Source organism: Achromobacter sp. CSND-B12, from assembly GCF_052906545.1.
The window spans coordinates 6,717,584-6,738,151 of record NZ_JBREGJ010000001.1; the positions used below are offsets into that span (position 1 = coordinate 6,717,584).

Annotated in this window: 16 protein-coding genes and 1 pseudogene; 8 read left to right on the forward strand and 9 right to left on the reverse strand. The window is 70.6% G+C overall.

All coding sequences use genetic code 11. The features are described 5' to 3' along the window. Positions 1-15: 15 nt before the first annotated feature. From ACUTAG_RS31490 to ACUTAG_RS31510, 5 genes are read right to left on the reverse strand one after another with little or no spacing between them, the layout of a single operon-like run. Positions 16-726, reverse strand: coding sequence for an ABC transporter ATP-binding protein (locus ACUTAG_RS31490; protein WP_148318764.1), 711 nt, complete (start codon positions 724-726; stop codon positions 16-18). After that, entirely contained in the window at positions 723-2,672 is a 1,950-nt protein-coding gene (locus tag ACUTAG_RS31495; protein ID WP_148318762.1) for a branched-chain amino acid ABC transporter ATP-binding protein/permease, read from the reverse strand. Before ACUTAG_RS31495 ends, ACUTAG_RS31490 begins: the two co-directional genes overlap by 4 nt. Then, positions 2,665-3,498 (reverse strand): branched-chain amino acid ABC transporter permease, encoded by an 834-nt coding sequence (locus tag ACUTAG_RS31500; protein WP_148318760.1) that lies wholly within the window; start codon positions 3,496-3,498, stop codon positions 2,665-2,667. The genes ACUTAG_RS31495 and ACUTAG_RS31500 overlap by 8 nt, the downstream gene beginning before the upstream one ends. A 55-nt stretch (positions 3,499-3,553) precedes the next feature. Beyond that, positions 3,554-4,720, reverse strand: coding sequence for a substrate-binding protein (locus tag ACUTAG_RS31505; RefSeq protein ID WP_006386257.1), 1,167 nt, complete (start codon positions 4,718-4,720; stop codon positions 3,554-3,556). A 39-nt stretch (positions 4,721-4,759) separates the two neighbouring features. Further along, positions 4,760-5,650, reverse strand: a complete 891-nt coding sequence (locus ACUTAG_RS31510) for a nitrilase family protein (protein ID WP_112957646.1) — start codon at positions 5,648-5,650, stop codon at positions 4,760-4,762. 262 nt (positions 5,651-5,912) lie between these two features. Here ACUTAG_RS31510 and ACUTAG_RS31515 point away from each other — a divergent pair, with 262 nt between their 5' ends. The 3 genes from ACUTAG_RS31515 (at position 5,913) to ACUTAG_RS31525 (ending at position 9,111) form a co-directional block, all read left to right on the forward strand. Then, the gene (locus tag ACUTAG_RS31515) at positions 5,913-6,341 is read left to right on the forward strand and encodes a VOC family protein (RefSeq protein WP_006386255.1); all 429 of its coding nucleotides are present in this window, start codon (positions 5,913-5,915) and stop codon (positions 6,339-6,341) included. A gap of 50 nt (positions 6,342-6,391) precedes the next feature. Continuing rightward, positions 6,392-7,837 (forward strand): MFS transporter, encoded by a 1,446-nt coding sequence (locus ACUTAG_RS31520; RefSeq protein WP_148318758.1) that lies wholly within the window; start codon positions 6,392-6,394, stop codon positions 7,835-7,837. 98 nt (positions 7,838-7,935) lie between these two features. Next, the gene (locus ACUTAG_RS31525; protein WP_148318756.1) at positions 7,936-9,111 is read left to right on the forward strand and encodes a low temperature requirement protein A; all 1,176 of its coding nucleotides are present in this window, start codon (positions 7,936-7,938) and stop codon (positions 9,109-9,111) included. Positions 9,112-9,147: 36 nt separating this feature from the next. Here ACUTAG_RS31525 and ACUTAG_RS31530 read toward each other — a convergent pair whose 3' ends face one another. After that, positions 9,148-10,068: a helix-turn-helix transcriptional regulator gene (locus tag ACUTAG_RS31530; protein WP_148318754.1), complete on the reverse strand. Its 921-nt coding sequence runs from the start codon at positions 10,066-10,068 to the stop codon at positions 9,148-9,150. Between the two features lie 211 nt (positions 10,069-10,279). On the opposite strand from ACUTAG_RS31530, the gene ACUTAG_RS31535 reads away from it, so the two are divergent. Genes ACUTAG_RS31535 through ACUTAG_RS31545 form a run of 3 tightly spaced genes read left to right on the forward strand, consistent with a single transcriptional unit; the run spans position 10,280 to position 14,725 of the window. Next, complete coding sequence (locus tag ACUTAG_RS31535; RefSeq protein WP_148318752.1) at positions 10,280-12,370, forward strand: TonB-dependent receptor; 2,091 nt, start codon at positions 10,280-10,282, stop codon at positions 12,368-12,370. A gap of 22 nt (positions 12,371-12,392) precedes the next feature. Then, complete coding sequence (locus ACUTAG_RS31540; RefSeq protein WP_049055023.1) at positions 12,393-13,427, forward strand: class I SAM-dependent methyltransferase; 1,035 nt, start codon at positions 12,393-12,395, stop codon at positions 13,425-13,427. After that, entirely contained in the window at positions 13,424-14,725 is a 1,302-nt protein-coding gene (locus ACUTAG_RS31545; RefSeq protein ID WP_148318750.1) for an MFS transporter, read from the forward strand. The genes ACUTAG_RS31540 and ACUTAG_RS31545 overlap by 4 nt, the downstream gene beginning before the upstream one ends. Before the next feature lie 21 nt (positions 14,726-14,746). Here the strand turns inward: ACUTAG_RS31545 and ACUTAG_RS31550 are convergent, their stop codons facing one another. Next, positions 14,747-15,586 carry an IclR family transcriptional regulator gene (locus ACUTAG_RS31550; RefSeq protein ID WP_024069066.1) on the reverse strand — a complete coding sequence of 280 codons (840 nt, stop codon included), beginning with the start codon at positions 15,584-15,586 and terminating at the stop codon, positions 14,747-14,749. Positions 15,587-15,791: 205 nt separating this feature from the next. On the opposite strand from ACUTAG_RS31550, the gene ACUTAG_RS31555 reads away from it, so the two are divergent. After that, positions 15,792-17,444 carry a GMC family oxidoreductase gene (locus tag ACUTAG_RS31555; RefSeq protein ID WP_049053295.1) on the forward strand — a complete coding sequence of 551 codons (1,653 nt, stop codon included), beginning with the start codon at positions 15,792-15,794 and terminating at the stop codon, positions 17,442-17,444. Positions 17,445-17,511: 67 nt separating this feature from the next. Continuing rightward, a complete protein-coding gene (locus tag ACUTAG_RS31560) occupies positions 17,512-18,846 on the forward strand; it encodes an MFS transporter (protein WP_024069068.1) in 1,335 nt (444 codons plus the stop codon). Positions 18,847-18,887: 41 nt separating this feature from the next. Here ACUTAG_RS31560 and ACUTAG_RS31565 read toward each other — a convergent pair whose 3' ends face one another. Continuing rightward, positions 18,888-19,898 (reverse strand): aldo/keto reductase, encoded by a 1,011-nt coding sequence (locus ACUTAG_RS31565; RefSeq protein ID WP_148318748.1) that lies wholly within the window; start codon positions 19,896-19,898, stop codon positions 18,888-18,890. 145 nt (positions 19,899-20,043) lie between these two features. Continuing rightward, positions 20,044-20,568, reverse strand: a pseudogene (locus ACUTAG_RS31570) (serine hydrolase); the annotation flags it as partial.

Consider the following 20,568-nt stretch of genomic DNA (forward strand, 5'->3'; position numbering starts at 1 on the left):
TCTACGAAACAAGACTCATACCTTGAGGTGGTCCATGATATGGCCGGCGGCCCCCGGCGCGCCAGCCTCGCCCTGGTCGACGATGGCGCCCTGTTTGAGCACCAGGTAGCGGTCGGCCACATCCAGCGCGAAGGCCACGTTCTGTTCGACGATGAACATGGACGTGCCGCGCCGCTCGCGTTCCCAGTTGAGCGCCCGGCCCAGCCGCTCGATCACCGAGGGCTGCAGGCCTTCGGTGATCTCGTCCAGCAGCAGCAGGGCCGGCCGCTGCATCAGGCCGCGCGCCACCAACAGCATCTTCTGCTCGCCGCCGGACAGGGTGCCGGCGTACTGCCGCAGGCGGCTGGCGAACACCGGGAACAGGTCGGCGATTTCACCGAAGCGTTCGTCGAACAGGCGGTCGTTGGCCAGGCCCAGGCGCAGGTTGTCGCGGATGTTCAGGTCGGGAAACAGCGGCTGGTCCTGGGCGGCGTAGGCGACGCCGCGGCGGGCGACCTCATGCGGCCGCAGGCGGGTGGCGTCGACGCCGCCCAGGCTGACGGTGCCGCGCAGCTTGGGCAGGTAGCCCATGACCGTCTTGAGCAGCGTGCTCTTGCCCATGCCATTCTTGCCCAGCAGCGCCACGCAGGCGCCGCCGGCCACCGACAGCGAGATGTCGTTCAGCACCACGGCGCCTTTGTAGCCGCTGGCGACGTGTTCCAGGCGCAAGGCCAGGGCGGCGTTCATGGTTGGGCTCCTTCGGGCGAGACGGGCGGGGTTGCGGGTTGGGCGCCTTGCCACGCGGCTTGCTCAGTGGCTTGCTGACTCGCTTGCCGGGTGGCTTGCGCGGTCTTGTGCGCGGCCGGCGCGTTGCCGGCGTAGATGGTGCGCACCAGTTCCGATTCGGCCACTTCGCGGAAGCTGCCGTCCATGACGATGCGGCCCTGGTGCAGCACGATGATGCGGGTGGCCACCTCGGCCACGAAGTCCAGGTCGTGCTCGACCAGCAGGCAGCACAGGCCGTGGGTATGGGCCAGGGCCGACAGCACCTGGCCGATGCGGGCGCGCTCGTCCTTGCTGAGACCCGCGGTGGGTTCGTCCAGCAGCACCACGCGCGGCTCCAGCGCCAGCACCATGGCCAGTTCCAGCGCCTGCTGCTGGCCATGCGACAGGTCGCGCGCCACGCGGTCCAGTTGCTGGTCCAGGCCGGTCATGCGCAGCACCTCCAGGGCGTAGGCCGGCAGCGCCAGTCGGGGCGACCGGCGGCGCCACGACGGCCGCTCGCGCAGGGTGGTGGCGATGCGCAGGCTTTCGGCCACGGTCAGTGTGTCGAAGATGTTGGCATTCTGGAACTTGCGGCCCAGGCCGTAACGCACGCACTGCTCCGGCCCGTCGCGCTTGACGGCGTGGCCGCATAGCTCGACCGTGCCGTCGCTGCGCTCGGCGCCGTCGGCGATGCAGCGCATCAGCGTGGTCTTGCCGGCGCCGTTGGGGCCGATCAGGCCCAGCAGTTCGCCGCCGCGCGCGCGCAGGTCGATGCCTTCCAGCACCTTGAGGCTGCCGAAGCGCTTGGCCACGCCGGCCAGGACCAGGCCGCCTTCGGCGGCGCCCTGCCCTGGCGTGCCGCCTTGTCCCGCTGCGCCGCCCTGCCCCGATGCGCTGGCGGGCGCGCGCACCGCCAGTTCCGGCACCGGCGCAGGACGCCGCCGGCGCCATGGCGCCAGCACCAGGGGCAGCAGCCCGCGCGGCAACAGCAGGATCACCAGGATGAAGGTGACGCCCAGCACCAGCTGGTACAGGAACGGCATGTTGCCGCTGAGGTACGAGCCGGCCACGTTGATCAGCACGGCGCCCAGCACCGGCCCCCAGACCGTGCCGCGTCCGCCCAGCGCCACCCAGATGATGAGTTCGGTGCCGAACACGAAGCCGGTCAGTTCCGGCGCCACCACGCCGCTGAAGGCGCCGTAGCCGAAGCCCGCCAGGCTGGCGACCGCGCCGCACACCACCAGCAGCGCGATGCGCCAGTGCGCGGTGTTCAGCCCCAGGTAGCTGCAGCGGCCCTCGTTGTCGCGCAGCGCGGCCAGGATGCGGCCGCCGTCGCTGCGCACCGCGACCCAGGCCAGCAGCGCCACGACCGACAGGCCGCCGGCGGCGATGACGTACCAGGCTTCCAGCGACAGGTCGAAGGTGTCGTAGCCGGTCAGGCCGGACGAGGAGCCGGTGTAGGTGCCGCCCGACAGCGCGACCTGGGTCAGCACGATGGGCAGCACCAGCGAGATCACGGTGGCGAAGAACGGCGAGGCACCGCGATAGAACGACAGCCAGCCGGTGGCCAGCGCCAGCAGCGCCGCCGCGCCCACCGCGACCAGCGCGGCCGCGAGCGCGATGCCGGGCGAGAAGCCGTAATGGGTGAAGGCCAGCCCGGCCGCGTAGGCGCCGACGCCGAAGAAGGCCGATTGGCCGAAGGTCAGGTAGCCGGTGTAGCCCCACAGGATATCGACCGTGACCGCAGCCACGGCGAAGAACAGCGCCTTGATCAGCACGTTCAGCAGGTAGGTGTCGAACAGCCAGGGGCCGGCCACGGTCAACGCCAGGCAGGCAATGGCCAGCCACAGCAGGTCGCGGCCGCGGGCGGCGCGGCGCGGGTCGGCGCGGGTGGCCAGCGCCGGTTGCGCGAGGGAGGAATCAGTCATGGGCGAATCCTTTGGGACGCAGGCGCAGGGTCAGGGCCGCCAGCACCGCGATGGTGACGCCGCCCAGGATCGGGCTGATGTACACCCCCACCAGCACCTGGCAGGCGCCATAGACCAGGCAGGTCAGGAGCAGCGCGGTGATCGAGTTGCCCGACACCATCACCAGCATGAAGGCGCTGACCAGCCACGGCAGCCCCATGTTCGGATCGACGCTGGACAGCGGCGTGATGAGCGCGCCGGCCAGCGCGCCCAGCCCGGCGCCCAGCGCGAAGGTGGTGAAGCGGATTCGTTCGGCGTTGATGCCCAGGCCGCGCGCCAGGTCCTCGTTCATGATGACGGCGCGGGTACGCACACCAAAGCGCGTGCCGTTCAGCAGCAGCGTCAGCGCCACGTACAGCAGCAGCGCGCCCGGCACCAGGAACAGCCGGTAGGCCGAGTATTCGATGCCCAGGAACGGCACCGCGCCCTGGATCGGCGCGTCGGCGAACTGCACCTCGCGGCCGAAGGCCATGGTGATGAGCTGGCCGATGACGATGCCCAGGCCCCAGGTGGCCAGGATGGCGTCCAGCGGCCGCTTGTACAGCGGCTGCACGATCAGGCGTTCGACCAGCATGCCCACCAGCACGCCCGCCGCCAGCGCGCACGGCAGCGCCAGCCACGGGTCCAGCCCCAGGCGCGTCACCACCAGGGCGGCGTAGCTGCCCAGCGTGATGATGGCGCCGTGGGCGAAATTGACGATCTTCATCACGCCAAAGATGATCATCAGCCCGGCCGTCACGATGAACAGCATGGCGGCCGTGCTCAGGATGTCCAGCATCAAACCCATTGTGTTCTCCAGCGCCGCCGGCGGACCGGCGGCGCGCAGGGTGCGGCTTACCGCGTCACTTCAGGTCGGGGCACTGCGCGCCCGGATCGACCTGGTCGAAGGTCTGCAGGATCTTGATGGAGCCGTCCGGCTGCACCTGGCCCAGCCGCATGGTCAGCGCGGCGTGGCGCTGGCGGTCCATCTTGACCGGGCCGCGCGGGCCGTCGAACGACACTTCGCTCAGCGCCTTGACCACCTTCTGCGAATCGGTGCTGCCAGCTTTCTCGACCGCCGCCTTGTAGAGGAAGAAGGCTTCGTACTGCGGGCCCGAGAACTCGTTGGCGGTCTTGGCGTCGGCGCCGAACTTGGCCTTCAGGCCGTCAAGGAACTTGCGGTTCTGCGGCGTATCGATGCTGGTCAGGTACGAGGCCGACAGGTACATGCCGACCGCCGTGTCGCCCATGGTCTTGGCGGTGGCTTCGTCGATCGCCAGGTTGCCGTAGGGCATGGTCAGGCCGGCCGCCTTGACCTGCTTGGCCAGGCTGACGTTGGGGCCGCCGCCGGCGGTGGAGCTGATCAGCGCGTCCGGGTTGGCCGAGCGGATCTTCGAGACCACTGGCGTCCAGTCGGAACCGTCGATGGGCAGGTATTCCTCGCCCACCACGCGCCCGCCCTGCTTCTCGATGTATTCGCGGGTGAACTTGAGCATGCCGCGGCCGAAGGCGTAGTCGCTGCCGACCAGGAAGAAGGTCTTGGCGCCGCGTTCCTTCATGAAGTGGTCCACCACCGGCGCCACCTGCTGCTCGGGCACCCAGCCGTTGACGTGCATCCAGCGGTTGCACGAACGGCCTTCGTAGAACGAGGTGTAGATGTACGGCACCTTGCCGCGCGAGACGATGGGCAGCGCGGCGTTGCGCGCCGCGCTGGTTTCCATGGCGATGATGGCGTCCACCTTCTTCTGGAACACCAGCGTGTCGTAGGCCTTCTGCGCGCCGACCGCGCCCGAGGCGTCGTCGGCGATCTCCAGCACCACCTGGCGACCGAGGATGCCGCCGGCGGCGTTGATTTCATCGGCGGCCAGCTGCGAGGCCTGCACCACGCCGGGCGCGACCACGCTGTTGGCGCCCGACAGGCCGACCGGCACGCCGATGCGCAAAGGGTCGGCCGCGTGCGCGCCCGCCGCGCCGGTCAGCGCGGCGATGAAGGAAAGTCGGATGAGGAAGCTGCAAGTGGGTTTTTTCATGGGGATTTCTCCTTGGGGGCCGGCTGTCCGCCGTTGTATTCAACGCTGCCGCGGCGCGTCGGCGGCGCCCAGCAGTTCGTCGTAAAGGTCGCGGCGCCGATCGCGCAGCACGTGGTTGAAGTCGTTCAGTTGCCGCGCGCGGCGCGAGGCGGCCAGGTCCACCGGCGCCAGCAGCACTTCTTCGCGGTCGTGGCTGGCGGGGCCGGCCACGGTCCAGCCCTGAGAGCCGACGATCAGGCTGCGGCCGACGAAGGGCTGGCCGCGCTCGACGCCGACCCGGTCGGCGCACACCAGCGTCAGGCCGTTGCTATGGGCCCCGGCCGCCGCCAGCGCGTGCGCCATGGCGGGGCCGTCGGGCGTCTGCCCCGGCATCGGCACCCAGTTGGTCGGCACCGCCACGATGTCGGCGCCGCGCAGCGCCAGCAGCCGGTAGACCTCGGGAAACCAGCCGTCGTAGCAGATCGCCACGCCCAGCCGGCCGAATTCGGTATCGAACACCGGCAGCCCCAGGTCGCCCGGCTCGAAGAACAGGTTTTCGTCGCCCCACAGGTGCAGCTTGCGGTAGGTGCCCAGGTAGCCGTCGGGGCCGGCGATGATGGCGGCGTTGTACAGCCTGCCGCCGCTGCGCTCGGCGATGCCGGCCACCAGGTAGATGCCCAGGCGTTGCGCCAGCGCGATCCAGGCCCGCGAGCTGGGGCCGTCGGGCACGCTTTCGGCCAGGGCGTGGGCCTCCTGGCGGCTGGCGAACACGTAGCCGGTGTTGGCCAGTTCGGGCAGCACCACCAGCCGCGCGCCCTGCGCGGCGGCCTGCTCGACCAGTTCGATGGAACGGGCCACGTTGGCGGCGACCTCGCCCATGACGGGGGCCGTCTGCACACTGGCCACGTGGATCGCGGACGCGGCGGCGTCCGGCGGCGGTGATACTTGCATGCGATCTCCCTGCAACGTTTTGGAAAACAAAAAAGCCCCCGACCACGCATTGCGTGTGAGTCGGGGGCTTCTATAGCCAGACGAAGGTTCGGGCAGCAATCATTGCTGCGGGGCACTGCCGCGCCAAGCCGTGCCGGCGCGTGCGGATCAGTCCTGATCCTGTGGCGAATCATAGGGAGGCGCGCGGACCGGCGGCAATAAGAGGTTTCCCGGACAGCGCCGCGGATGCGAGAATCGGGATCGGCCACAAGGAGGAACCCTCATGCCCCAACTTTCCGCCTACCTCAGTTTCGACGGCAACTGCGCCGAGGCCATGCGTTTCTACGAACGCGTGCTGGGCGGCCGCGTCGAGGCCATGTTGCGCTACGCGGACGCGCCCGCCGATGCCGCCATGCCGGCGCTGTCGACCGAAGAATCCGAACGCATCATGTACGCCCGTCTGGCGCTGGACGAACAGGTGCTGATGGCCAGCGACGCCACCGCCGGCCATCCCTATCCCGGCAAGCAGGGCATGGCGCTGTCGCTGGCCTATCCCACTGTCTCGGACGCGCAACGCGTGTTCGATATGCTGGCCGACGGCGGCAGCGTTACCATGCCGCTCCAGAAAACCTTCTGGGCCGAAGCCTACGGCGCGCTGATCGACCGCTACGACACGCGGTGGATGATCAGCGGCGGGCGGCTCAGCCACTGACAACCCCACTGACAACCGAATCCGCCACAAGCGGATGGAGCGAGACATCCATGACGCATGGCATACAGGGCAGGCAACGCTGGTGGGCACTGATGGTGCTGTGCCTGGGCGTGTTGATGATCGTGCTGGACACCACCATCGTCAACGTCGCCCTGCCCTCGATACGCGAAGACCTGAACTTCACCGAGACCTCGCTGGTCTGGGTGGTGAACGCCTACATGCTGACCTTCGGCGGCTTCCTGCTGCTGGGCGGACGGCTGGGCGACCTGCTCGGGCACCGGCGCATGTTCCTGGCCGGCCTGGTGCTGTTCACGGTGGCCTCGCTGGCCTGTGGACTGGCGCGGGGCCAGGGGCTGCTGATTGCCGCGCGCGCCGCGCAAGGACTGGGCGGCGCGGTGGTGTCGGCGGTGTCGCTGTCGCTCATCATGAACCTGTTCACCGAGGCCGGCGAGCGCGCCCGCGCCATGGGCGTGTACGGCTTCGTCTGTGCGGGCGGCGGCAGCCTGGGCGTGCTGCTGGGCGGGCTGCTGACCAGCAAGCTGTCGTGGCACTGGATCTTCCTGGTCAACATCCCGATCGGCGTGGCCGTCTACGCGCTGTGCCTGCGGCTGCTGCCGGCAGCGCGCGGCGCGGCCGGTGGCGGCAGGCTGGACGTGGCCGGCGCGCTGACCGTCACCGCGTCGCTGATGCTGGCGGTGTACGCCGTGGTCAACGGCAACGAGGCCGGCTGGACCTCGGCGCAGTCGCTCGGTCTGCTGGGCGCGGCCGCGTTGCTGATGGCGCTGTTCCTGGCGATCGAGGCGCGCGTGGCCGAACCGCTGATGCCGCTGGCGCTGTTCCGCCTGCGCAACGTCGCCACCGCCAACGTGGTCGGCGTGCTGTGGGCCGCGGGCATGTTCGCCTGGTTCTTCGTCTCGGCGCTGTACATGCAGTTGGTGCTGGGCTATGACGCCATGCAGGTGGGGCTGGCGTTCCTGCCGGCCAACCTGATCATGGCGGCGTTCTCGCTGGGGCTGTCGGCCAAGCTGGTGATGCGCTTCGGCATCCGCGGGCCGCTGGCCACCGGGCTGTTGATGGCGGCGCTGGGGCTGGCGCTGTTCGCGCGCGCCCCGGTCGACGGCCACTTCGCGGCGGACGTGCTGCCCGGCATGCTGCTGCTGGGCCTGGGCGCGGGCATCGCCTTCAACCCGATGCTGCTGGCCGCCATGAGCGACGTCGAGCCGGGCCAGTCGGGCCTGGCGTCCGGCGTGGTCAACACCGCCTTCATGATGGGCGGCGCGCTGGGGCTGGCGGTGCTGGCCAGCCTGGCCGCGGCGCGCACGGCGGCGTTGGCCGGCGCCGGCACGGCCCCGGTGGCGGCGCTGGCGGGCGGCTACGGCGTGACCTTCCTGGCGGGCGCGGTGATCGCGGCCGTGGCGGCGGCGCTGGCCGCCGCGCTGGTGCGCTCGCGCAACCGCGAGCTGGGCGGCCACGGCGAAACGCCGACCGGCCATTGAGGCGTCGCGGCCGCGCCACGTCTTTTGAATTCTTTACGATTGGCCGGCAAGGCCGGGAGTAATCTGGCGACGCCCCCTACCGGATAGGAAGCGCCGCCATGACATTCCTTGCCAGCGCCAATCTGCTGCGCCACCGCGACGGCCATGAAGCCCGCGTCACCTTCGTCGAGCTGTTCTTCGACCTGGTCTACGTCTTCGCGGTCACCCAGCTGTCCCACAGCCTGCTGCACGACCTGACCCTGATGGGCGCGGTGCACACGCTGGTGCTGTGGTTCGCCGTATGGCTGGGTTGGCAGTACACCTGCTGGGTCACCAACTGGTTCGATCCCGACGCACTGCCGATGCGGCTGATGCTGTTCGGCGTGATGCTGGTGGGGCTGGTGGCGGCCGCCGTGCTGCCCGGCGCCTTCGGCGAGAACGGGCTGATCTTCGCGGTCTGTTACGTGCTGATCCAGATCGGCCGCACGCTGTTCGTGGTGCTGCACCTGGGGCCGTCGCATCCGCTGGCGCCGAATTTCCGCCGCATGCTGGGCTGGCTGTGCATTTCGGCGGTGTTCTGGATCGCCGGCGGATTGGCCTCGGGCGATACGCGGCTGGCGTTTTGGATCGTGGCGGTGGCCTGCGAGTATTTTTCGCCCATGGCCGGCTTCTGGCTGCCGGGCCTGGGCCGCTCCAGCACCCGCGAATGGACCATCGAGGGCGGCCACCTGGCCGAGCGCTGCCAGCTGTTCGTGATCGTGGCGCTGGGCGAGACGCTGCTGATCACCGGCGCCACGCTGGGCGAGCATCCGCACTGGGACATCCCCACCCTGATCGCGCTGCTGGCCGCATTCCTGGGCACGGCGGCGATGTGGTGGGTGTATTTCGACACCAGCAGCAAGGACGGCAGCGAAGCCATCGCGCACCACGCCGATCCGGGCCGGGTCGGCGCCTACTTCCACTACGTGCATGTGATCCTGATCGCGGGCGTGATCGTCTCAGCGGTGGCCAACGAACTGGTCATCCTGCACCCGGACGGCCGCATCGTCACGGCGGCCGCCGCCGCGCTGCTCGGCGGCCCGGCCTTGTACCTGCTGGGCAACGGCATCTACAAGACGGTGGTGTATGGCCGCTTCCCGCTGTCGCACGTGGTGGGCCTCGCGCTGCTGGCCATCCTGGCGCCGATCTCGTTCGTCACCGACAACCTGATGGTGGGCGGGCTGACGACGCTGATCATGATGCTGGTGGCCGGGTGGGAAAGCGTGTCGCGGCGGCGGATGCGGGCGGCGCACTAGGGCGGTCAGGGGCCAACGGCATCGTTGCGCGCCGCATCAACGCCGCTTGCCAAACACCGACTTGGGCGCGCGGCCATGGAAGCGGGTGAAGGCGGCGCTGAAATTGGCCGGATGGCGATAGCCCACTCGGTACGCCGCCTGCGCCACCTGGCAGCCGGTCTCCAGCAACTCCCAAGCGCGGCGCATGCGCATCTCGGTCAGCAGCCGCATCGGGCTGTTGCCGTATAGCGCGCGAAAGCCCTGCTTGAGCTTGAATTCGTTCAACCCGGTCGCCAGGCACAGGTACTGCACCGTCAGTTCGCGATCCATCTGTTCGCGCATCAGCGCATGGGCCCGCTCCAGCCGGGCAATGTCGGCCTGGCTGAACCGGCCCGCCGCTGGCGCCGGCGCCAGCGCGCGCAACTGGCGTGACAGCAGCGTCAACGCCTTGATGTGGGTATCCAGCGGATCGCTGGACCGCGCCAACTCGCCCGCGACGGCGGCCAGGTCGGCGCTGGTGCGGCCCTGCGCCAGCCGCCGCAGGCCGCCGGCGCCGAACAGCGCCTCGGCCTGGGCCTGGCCGGCATAGCGGCACAGCGCCGCCTCGCCCACCAGCAGGCGCAGTTGCGAGACGGTGCTGCCGCCCAGGTAGCGGCGCTCGCCCAGGTGACGGCGGAAGGCGGTCACCGTGGTCTGGCCGCCGCGGAAATCCAGCTCGGCGCCGTCCGCGCCGCGATAGGCCGACGCGCCGCGCAGCGCCAGCGTGATGACCAGCGTGCGCCCGCCGTGCTCGGCGGCGTTCTCCTCGATCAGGTCGCGCACGGGGGTGTATTGCGAATGCACCAGGGCCAGGCCCTCGCCCAGGTCCAGGCGGTCGGCCACGCACTCGCCCAGGTCCGCCGGCAGCGCCAGCCGCGACCAGCCGGGACGGGCGGCCGGACCGGGTTGGGCGAGCGTGGCGGAGATGCGCAGGGACATGGTTTCGACGGGAGGTGACGGGTGGCGGGACGGGACCGGGATGGCGCCGGGACGGGTGCCTGAAATCGGCTCAGGCGCGGATGCGCCGGCATGCATACGAATCCATCCGGTTCGCATATGGATGCTAATGATAGGCGTTCGCATAAGGAAATACCATCTTCGGGACGGGGCCGCGCGTCCGGCCGCCGTGACTGCTTGCACAGGAATCCCGATGAATCGCCCTCTTCCCCACCCTCGCGCCGCCTGGGTTGTGCTGTGGCTTTGCGCCACGCCCGCCGCGCTGGCGCAGCCCGCCGCGCAGCCGGCCGACGGTCCGGCCGCGCCTGCCGCACCGCTTTCTTCCGCGTCCCCACCCACGACGTCCGCAGCGCCGACGCCGGGTTCCCCCGGCGCCGCGCAACTGCCTGCCATCACCGTCACCGCCGACAAGCAGGAACGCTCGCTCGAATCCTTGCCCGGCAGCCTGTCGGTGTTCGACGGCGACATGCTCGAAAGCCAGGGCGTCGTCGACCTGGAGGGCCTGCAGCGCATCACGCCCGGCCTGTCGTTCCAGCCGTTCGGCCAGGCCGGCGTCAATGCGGCCGTGATGCGCGGGCTGTCGGCCAACTTCTTTTCGTTCTCGACCTCGACCCTGCTGGTGGTGGACGGCGTGCCCACGCTGATGGCGCAGGGCTTCGACGATCAGCTACTGGACATCGACCGCGTCGAAGTGCTGCGCGGCCCGCAATCGGCGCTCTATGGCCGCAACGCCGAGGCCGGCGTCATCAACGTCCATACCCGCCAGCCGGGCGACAGCCTGCGCGGCAGCGTCTCCACCACCGTGGGCAGCCGCAACCTGCGCATGCTGCGCTTCTACCTGAGCGGGCCGATCGTCGACGACACGCTCTACGCCAGCGTGGCCGGCGCCTGGCGCGGCCAGGACGGCTTCATCGACAACACCCACACGGGCCGGCGCGAGGACGACCGCGAACTGCGCAACGGCAAGCTGGCGCTGCGCTGGACGCCCTCGGCGCGCACCGACGCCACCTTGCGCTATGCGCAGATCAACTACCGCGACGGCGCCGCGCTGTGGGGCTCGCCCACGGCCTCGCGCGCCACCGTGGCGTCCGGCACGCCGGGCTGGAACCGGTCCATCGGCCGCAGCGCGTCGCTGTCGCTGCGCCACGACCTGGACGGCGGCCTGCGCCTGACGTCGGTGACGGCCTGGAACGACCTGCGCGACCGCGTGCAGCAGGACACCGATTTCCAGCCGGCCGACCTGCTGCACATTGCCCGCGACCACCATTTCCGCAATCTGTCGCAGGAACTGCGGTTGGAGGGCGCGCTGGGCCGCGCCCACTGGCTGGCGGGGCTGTACGCCGACGGCGACGACCACGACCTGCGCAACACGCAGAAAATGCCGCGCGGCCTGACCGAAAGCGTGGTGCGGCTGCGCGGCCAGTCCGGCGCCGCCTTCACCCACTGGACCGTGCCGCTGGCCGAACGCTGGACCCTGGAGGCCGGCGCCCGCGTCGAGCGCGACGCCGTGCGCTTCACGCCGCAAGGCGACCGCACGCGCCGCGCCGACTGGACCCGCGTCACGCCCAAGCTGGCGCTGCAATACGCCTTCGCGCCGCGCCAGCAGGTCTACGCCTCAGTCGCGGATGGCTTTCGCGCCGGCGGCTACAACGTGTTTTCGCCGGCCGCCGACTACGCCGCCTACCAGCCGGAGACGCTGCGCGCGTACGAGATCGGCGCCAAGGGCTGGCTGCCCGGCAACCGCCTGCGCTACGCCGCCGCGTTCTATGTGATGACGGTCGACAACATGCAGGTGCAGCAGATGCCGCTGCCGGGCCTGGTGTACGTCACCAACGCCGCGTCGGCGCGTTCGATCGGGGCGGAATTCGAGCTCGAATACCTGCCGGGCCAGGGCTGGTCATTGCAGGCCGGATTGGGCCTGAACCGCACCCGCTTCAGCCACTTCCGCGACGGCGCCAACGACTACAGCGGCAACCAGAACCCGTTCGCGCCGCGCCTGAACGGCCACCTGACCGCGCGCTACGACGCCCCGGCCGGCTGGTACGCGCAGGCCTCGCTCAGCGGCGCCGGCCCGGTCTACCTGGACGCCGCCAACCGCTACCGCCGCAACGGCTACGCGCTGGTCAACCTGGCCGCCGGCGTCACGGTGCGGCAGGTCGAGATCGCTGCCTACTTCAACAACCTCGCCAACCGCCGCTACGACGCGGTGGGCTACCAGAACGGCATCGTCACCGTCTACAGCCCGCCGCGCGAAGTGGGCCTGCGCCTGACCTGGCGCCTTTGAACCGCATCCCAAGGAACCCGCCATGCCGACTTCCCCCCTGCCCCTGCAACGCTATTGGGACCTGGCCGCCGCGCCGGTGGAAACCGCCGCGCTCGACGCCGCCCTGGAACTGGACCTGTTCGCGCGCCTGGTCGCGCCGGCCAGCGCCGCGCACGTCGCGCAGGCGCTGGCGCTGCGCCCCGCCGCCGCCGAGCATCTGCTGGACCTGCTGTGGAGCCTGCGCCTGCTGCATCGCATCGCCGGCGAACCCGCGCTGTACCGCTGCGGCGCCACGGCGCGCGCCCATTTCGTGGCGGGCCGGCCTGGCTACTGCGGCGACGCCTGGCGCTACCGGCGCCGCTCGCTGGCGCAGTCCGGCGAGCAGTTGATGCAACGGCTGCGCCAGGATCCGGCCGCCGCGCTCGCCACTGCGCCGGGCGCGGCTTCCGAAGCCAGCGGCTGGGCCCAGGCGGCGCGGGTGCAGATCGGCCAGGAACAGCGCGTCCTGGCCGTGGCGGCGGCGCGCGAGGCCGTCGCCTGCGTGCCCGGCGCCGATGCGGCGCGCCGCATCCTCGACCTGGGCGGCGGCCCCGGCCTGATCGGCATCGCGCTGGTGCAGGATCGCCCGCAGGCCAGCGGCGTGGTGTTCGACTGGCCCGAGACCGCCGCCGTGGCGCGCGAGAACATCGCCGCCGCCGGGCTGGCCGAACGCATGGTGGCGGTGGGCGGCGACCTGGCCACGGCGGATATCGGCGCCGGCTACGACCTCATCTGGTGCTCGTCGGTGCTGCATTTCGTGCCCGACGCCGCCGCCGCGATCCGCAAGATGCACGACGCCCTTGCACCGGGCGGGTTGCTGGTGATGGCGCATGCCGAGGTCCCGGACGACGCCGACGCCGCCGCGCGCGTGCTGCGCTATTACCTGCCGATGCTGCTGCTGGGGCGGCGCGTGACGCGCCAGGGCCAGTTGGCGCAAGCGCTGCGCGCCGCCGGCTTCGCCGAAGTGCGCGGCTTCGATTCCGACCGCTTTCCGCTGGCGCCGCTGCATGTGCTGTCGGCGCGGCGGACCGCGCCATGACGCCGCGCCTGCGCCACGGCCTGGCCCAGGCCCTGTTCGGCTGGCTCAACCTGGCGCTGACCGCGCCGGGCGTCTATCTGTGGCTGGGGCTGCCGCTGGTGCTGCGCCAGCACGGCTGGTCCGGCACCGCCCTGGGCCTGTTCCAGCTGGCCAGCCTGCCGACCGTGTTCAAGTTCCTGCTGGCGATGCCGCTGGACCGGCGCGGCGCGCGCCATGGCGGCTACCGGCGCTGGACCGCGGCGCTGCTGCTGGCCTACGCCGCCGTGCTGCTGGCGCTGGGCTGGCGCGACCTGCTGAATGATGGCGTTACGCTGTTCGCGCTGGCGGCCGCCGCCGCCCTGGCCGGCACCTGGGCCGACGTGCCCGTCAACGCGCTGGCGATCCGCGTGCTGCCTGTGGCCGGCCGCGCCTCGGCGGGCGGCATCCGCTCGATGGCGCTGTGCCTGGGCGCGATCGCTGGCGGCGGCCTGATGCTGCTGGCGCAGGCGCGCTGGGGCTGGCAGGCGCCCTTCCTGATCATGGCCGCCGCGCTGGCGCTGGGCGCGGCGCTGACCTTGCTGCTGCGAGAGAGCATGGATGCCGGACGAGCCGACGACGGCGCGATTACCTCGCGCGATGGAGACCTCGACACGAACGACGCGGCGACACTGGATGACACAAAGGGGCAACCCGGCGCGCCCCTGCAAACCACCGATGCCGCCTCGACCACCCGCCAGGCCATCGCGTACCTGCGCCTGCCCGCCAGCCGCCGCTGGCTGCCGCTGCTGGCGCTGCTGTTCCCCTTCATCGGCGCAGGCTGGTTCTACCTGAAACCGGTGCTGCTGGACCAGGGCCTGGCGTCGCAACGCGTGGCGTGGCTGGTCGGTGTCGCGGGCGGCGCGGTCGGCGCCGTGGCCAGCATCGCGGGCGCGCGGCTGCTCAAGCGCCTGGGCGCGGGCCGCGCGGTGCGGCTGCATGCGGGCGCCGGAGCCGCCGCGTTGCTGGCATTGACGCTGGCGGTCGGCCTGGACGCGGCCCCGGCCGTGCTGGCGGCCTGCGCCATGATGGTGGCGGCGGCCATGGGCGCCACCGCCGCCCTGGCGTTCGGCCTGATGATGTCGCATGCCCGGCCGGGCCTGCAGGCGCTGGACTACGGCATCCAGTCCAGCGTTTTCGCGCTGACGCGCATCGCCGCGCCGCTGGCGGCCGGGATTCTGCTCGACGCGGCCGGTCCGGTCGCGATGCTGGCGACGTTGACGGCGGGCGCGGCGGCCGTGCTGGCGCTGGCTTGGCGCCGGGCGGCCGCGCTGCCGGGCTAGGGGTTCGGGGCCCCGACGCCCTCAACCGCCCGGCCGGTGCTCGGCCAGCACCGCGCTCATCGACTGCGCCGCGCCCTGCAGCACCGGCACCGCGCGCAACAGGTCATCGAGCATCAGCCGCGCGGTCGGCGCATGGCACGCCACCGCCGCCACCACGCGGTCCTGCGCGTCGCGCACCGGCACCGCCACCGCGCTCATGCCGCGCACGAACTCCTCGTTGTCGATGCCGATGCCGCGCGCGGCCAGGCGTTCCAGTTCGTCTTCCAGCCGCGCCGGATCGGTCAGCGTGCGCGGCGTGTTGCGCGTGAGCGGCAGGCGCGCCAGCACCCGGCCGCGTTCGAGCCGGTTCATCGACGCCAGGAACAGCTTGCCGCTGGCGGTGCAGTGCATCGGCACGTGGCTGCCGACCGCGAAGAACAGGCGTAGCGGTTCAGCGGTCTCGACCCGCTCCATGTAGATCACCTGGTCGCCGTCGGGCGCGGTGAGATTGCAGGTCTCGCCGAGCTTGCCGACCAGTTGCGCCAGCACCGCGCGGCAGGCGCGGGTGAAGGCCGAGGCGCGCAGCGTGGCCAGCGCCAGCGCGGTGGCCTGCGGCCCCGGCACGTAGCCGTTCTCGGTGGGCGTGGCGGCGACGAAGCCGGCGCGCTGCATCGACGCCAGCAGGCGCATCAGGGTGGACTTGGGCATGTCCAGGCGCTGCGCCAGTTGCGCCAGCGTGGGCGGGTGCTGGGCGCGGGCCAGGTAGTCCAGCACCAGCAGCGCGCGCAGCGAACGCGAGCCATCCCGCGGCTCGTCGGCGTCGGGCGCACGCGCCGATGCTGCACTGCGATTTTGAAACCGAAGATCCATGTTCTGTGCCATTTCGCCGTTCCCGCGCTTGTCGCGCTTTCTTTCCCGTGGCGGCTTCCTAGAATCGCCACAGATACGGAACCTTTGCGCGTCGCCGCGCCCCCCTCGCATCAGGCCAGTATATAAGTGCGCGGCGGCGCGGCAAGCAGGGTAAACGCGCCGTCCGGACGAGGGACTCCCCGCGTCACGGCACGGCCAGGCCAAGGAGGAAACAGACATGTCCGATGCCGTGGACTACATCGTGGTGGGGGCCGGTTCCGCCGGCTGCGTGCTGGCGAACCGCCTGAGCGCCAACGGCCAGCACAGCGTGTGCCTGCTGGAGGCGGGGCCGCCGGACCGCTCGCCCTGGATCCACATCCCCATCGGCTACGGCAAGACCATGTTCCACAAGGTGCTGAACTGGGGCTACTACACCGAACCCGACCCCAACATGCTGGACCGCCGCATCTACTGGCCGCGCGGCCGCACGCTGGGCGGCTCCAGCGCCATCAACGGCCTGATCTACATCCGCGGCCAGCGCCAGGACTATGATGCCTGGGCCGCCGCCGGCAACCCGGGCTGGAGCTGGGAGGAATGCCTGCCCTACTTCCGCAAGCTCGAGAACAACGACCTCGGCCCGGGCGCCACGCGCGGCACCGAAGGCCCCCTGAACGCCACCTCGATCAAGACGCCGCATCCGCTGGTCGAAGGCCTGATCGGCGCGGCGCGCGCGCTCGGCCTGCCGCATGTGCGCGACTTCAATACCGGCGACCAGGAAGGCGTGGGCTACTACCAGCTGACAACCCGCAACGGCCGCCGCTGCTCCACCGCCGTGGCCTACCTGCGTCCGGCGCGCGGCCGCGCCAACCTGCGGGTGGAGACCGGCGCGCACGCCATGGCGATCCTGTTCGAGGGCAGCCGCGCCTGCGGCGTGCGCTATCGGCAGGACGGCCAGGTGCGCACGCTGCGGGCCCGCCGCGAGGTGATCCTGTGCGCCGGCGCGCTGCAATCGCCGCAACTGCTGCAATTGTCGGGCGTGGGCCCGGCCGCGCTGCTGCGGCGCTTCGGCATCGGCGTGGTGCGCGACCTGCCCGGCGTGGGCGAGAACCTGCAGGACCACCTGCAGATCCGGCTGATCTACGAGACCAGCCAGCCCATCACCACCAACGACCAGCTGCGCACGCTGCACGGACGCGCGGCGATGGGGCTGCAATGGCTGCTGTTCCGCGGCGGGCCCCTGGCGGTGGGCATCAACCAGGGCGGCCTGTTCTGCCGCGTCGATCCGGCCAGCGCCACGCCCGACACCCAGTTCCATTTCGCCACGCTGTCGGCCGACATGGCCGGCGGCAAGGTGCATCCATTCTCGGGCTGCACCTATTCGGTGTGCCAGCTGCGGCCTTCGTCGCGCGGCACGGTGCGGTTGCGCAGCGCCGACCCCTTCGAGGCCCCGGCCATGCAGCCCAACTACCTGTCCACCGAGCTGGACCGGCGCATGACGGTGGCGGCGGTCAAGTACGCGCGCCGGCTGGCCGCCACCGAACCGCTGGCCGGATTGATGAAGCGCGAGTTCCGGCCCGGCGCCGAGGTGCAAAGCGACGACGAGATCCTGCATTTCTGCCGCGAGTATGGCGCCACCATCTTCCACCCTTCGGGCACCGCGAAAATGGGCCCGCGCGAGGATCCCATGGCCGTGGTCGACGAGCGCCTGCGGGTGCACGGCGTGAGCGGGCTGCGGGTGGTGGATTGCTCCATCATGCCAACGCTGGTGTCGGGCAACACCAACGTGCCGGTGGTGATGCTGGCCGAGCGCGCGGCCGATTTCATCCTGCAGGACCTGCACGCGGCGCGGCCGCGCGCGCAGGCGCAACCGGTATTGCAGCAGGCGGCATGACATGAACTGACCGCAACCCGCGGCGCGGCGCCGCAGAGCGCCGCCCGCCCCACCAAAGGAGACAGGCATGGCCAAGCAGAACGAAACCGCGGTGAGAAAAGTCGTCGCCGCGTCGCTGATCGGCGCCACCATCGAGTGGTACGACTTTTTCCTGTACGGCGTGGTCGCCGGCATCGTGTTCAACAAGCTGTACTTTCCCACGGGCGACCCGCTCATCTCGACCATGCTGGCCTACACCACCTTCGCGGTGGGCTTCATCACGCGGCCGCTGGGCGGGCTGGTGTTCGGGCACTTCGGCGACCGCATCGGCAGAAAGAGCATGCTGGTGATGACGCTGATGATCATGGGCGTGTCCACCTTCCTGATCGGCCTGGTGCCCACCTACGACAGCATCGGCCTGTGGGCGCCGGTCCTGCTGCTGCTGTTGCGCGTGTTCCAGGGCATCGGCCTGGGCGGCGAATGGGGCGGCGCGGTGCTGATGGCGTATGAGTACGCGCCGCCGGGCAAAAAGGGTTACTACGCCTCGCTGCCACAGATCGGGCTGGCCATCGGCCTGTGCCTGGCGTCCGGCACGGTGGCGCTGCTGTCGACGCTGCTGACCGACGCGCAGTTCATGGCCTGGGGCTGGCGCCTGGCGTTCCTGGCGTCGGCGGCGATGGTCGGGGTGGGCATGTACATCCGCCTGAACATCAAGGAAACTCCCGAGTTCGCCGCGGTCAAGCGCGACAACGCCGAAAGCCGCATCCCGTTCATGGACATGATCCGCCGCTACCCGGGCAACGTCGCCAAGGGCATGGGCGCGCGCTACATCGACGGCGTGTTCTTCAACGTGTTCGGCGTGTTCTCGATCTCCTACCTGACCCAGACGCTGCAGATCACGCGCACCGAGGCGCTGACCGGGGTGATGGCGGCCGCGCTGGTGATGTGCTTCACCATCCCCTACTTCGGGCGGCTGTCCGACCGCATCGGGCGCACGCGGGTGTATTTCTGGGGCTCGCTGATCACGGCGGTGGCGGCCTTTCCCGGCTTCTGGCTGATGCTCAACAGCCAGGGCAGCGTGATGCTGGTGTGGCTGGCCATCATCATTCCGTTCGGCATCTTCTACGCCGCCGTCTACGGACCGGAGGCCGCCCTGTTCTGCGAGCTGTTCGACGCCAAGGTGCGCTACACCGGCATCTCGTTCGTCTACCAGTTCTCGGGTATCTTCGCCTCGGGCATCACGCCGATCATCGCCACCGCGCTACTCAAGACCGGCAACGGCCAGCCCTGGCTGATCTGCCTGTACGTGCTGTTCTCGGGCGTGGTGTCGGCGCTGTGCGCCTGGCTGATCGGGCGCGGCGGGCGCACCGCGGCGCAGGATGGGCTGGCCCCGCCGGCCAGCGCGACCCTGCGCAAGGCCTAACCGGCGCGCGGGCGGCGCCACGCGCCGCCCCCTGCCCGCCGTCAGACCACCGTCACCGGGCGGCCGTGGAAGGGATAGTTGGGATCGTTGTAGCCGTGGGTCGAGGCGTGGCCGGGCGTGACCCAGCTGTCCACCAGGGCCTCGTCCTCGGGCGTGATGGTGACGTCCAGCGCGGCGTAGTAATCGTCCATTTGCGCCAGCGTGCGCGGGCCGGCGATGACGCCGGTGACGATCGGATTGGCCAGCACCCAGGCGGTGGCGAAATGGCCCGGCTGCACGCCGCGGGTAGCGCTGTGCTCGACCAGCCGCTGCGCGATCCGCAACGACTCTTCCCGGAACTCGGTGGCCAGGATGCGGCGGTCGCCGCGCCCGGCGCGGGTGTCGGCGGCCGGCGCCTGGCCCGGCTGGTACTTGCCGGTGAGCACGCCGCGCGCGATCGGGCTGTATGGCACCACGCCCAGGCCGTAGTGCTGGCAGGCCGGCAGGATCTCGACCTCGGGGCCGCGATTGAGCATGTTGTAGTACGGCTGGCACACCACCGGCTGCGGCACGCCCAGCTTTTCGCACAGGCGCAGGGTTTCGGCGATGCGCCAGCCGCGGAAGTTCGACAAGCCGAAGCTGCGCAGCTTGCCGGCGCGGATCAGGTCGCCCAGCGCCCACAGCGCTTCTTCCAGGTTTTCCTCGTGGTAGTCGCGGTGCAGGTAGAGGATGTCGAGGAAATCCGTGCCCAGGCGCGCCAGGCTCTGCTCGACGCCGCGGATCAGCCACTGGCGCGAATAGTGCGACTGGTTCGGGCCCTTGCCCACCACGTTGCCGATCTTGCTGGCCAGCACCCAGTCGTGGCGCTGCCCTTGCAGCAACTTGCCCACCACTTGCTCGGAACGGCCGTCGTTGTAGACGTCGGCGGTGTCGATGAAGTTCAGGCCGTGATCGCGCGCGGAGGCGACGATGCGCGCGGCCTCGTCGTCCGGCGTCTGCTCGCCGAACATCATGGTGCCCAGGCACAGGGGCGAGACGCGAAGATTGCTTGATCCGAGACGACGGTAGTTCATGGCGGGAATCCTTGGTCGGCGAAAAACGATGGCGCGCCCGCCGGCGGCCCGGCTGGCAAAGGGGCATGTTGCCAGAAGAATGCCGGCAGGCCGCTGAAAATCCCTGCGCCGGGCAGGGACACCGACCGCCATGCGCGGCGGCCGCTCAGGCCGGCTGCGCGTCCACCGCCGCCAGAATTCGACCGAACAGCGCGTCGGCGTGCGCCGAATCGAGCCAGCGCACGATCGCCACCAGCCTGCGCTCGGGCTCGACCCAGGTGAACGAACTGCCCGCGCCCACGCCGAAGAAGCTGGATGCCGGCACGCTGGGGAACACGCGGCCTTCGTGGTTGAGCCAGATCAGGTAGCCGTAGTACGGCGCGATCGCGCACGGCTGGCGCATCTGCGCGATCCAGTCGCTCGACAGCACCTGGCGGCCATCGGCGGCGCGGCCCTGGTCCAGCAGCATCTGGCCGATCAATGCCTGGTCGCGGGCGCTGATCGACATGCCGCCGCCCCAGTGCGAGCCGCCTGGCACCGACGGCATGCTCTGGCCGTCGATCTCGACCCAGGCATTGTCGTAGCCCACCCATTGCCAGTTTTCGCTGGCGCCCAGCGGCCGCGTGACGGCCTCGCGGAACACCTCGGGCAAGGGCTTGCGGAACAGGTGCAGCAGCGCGTACGACAGCTG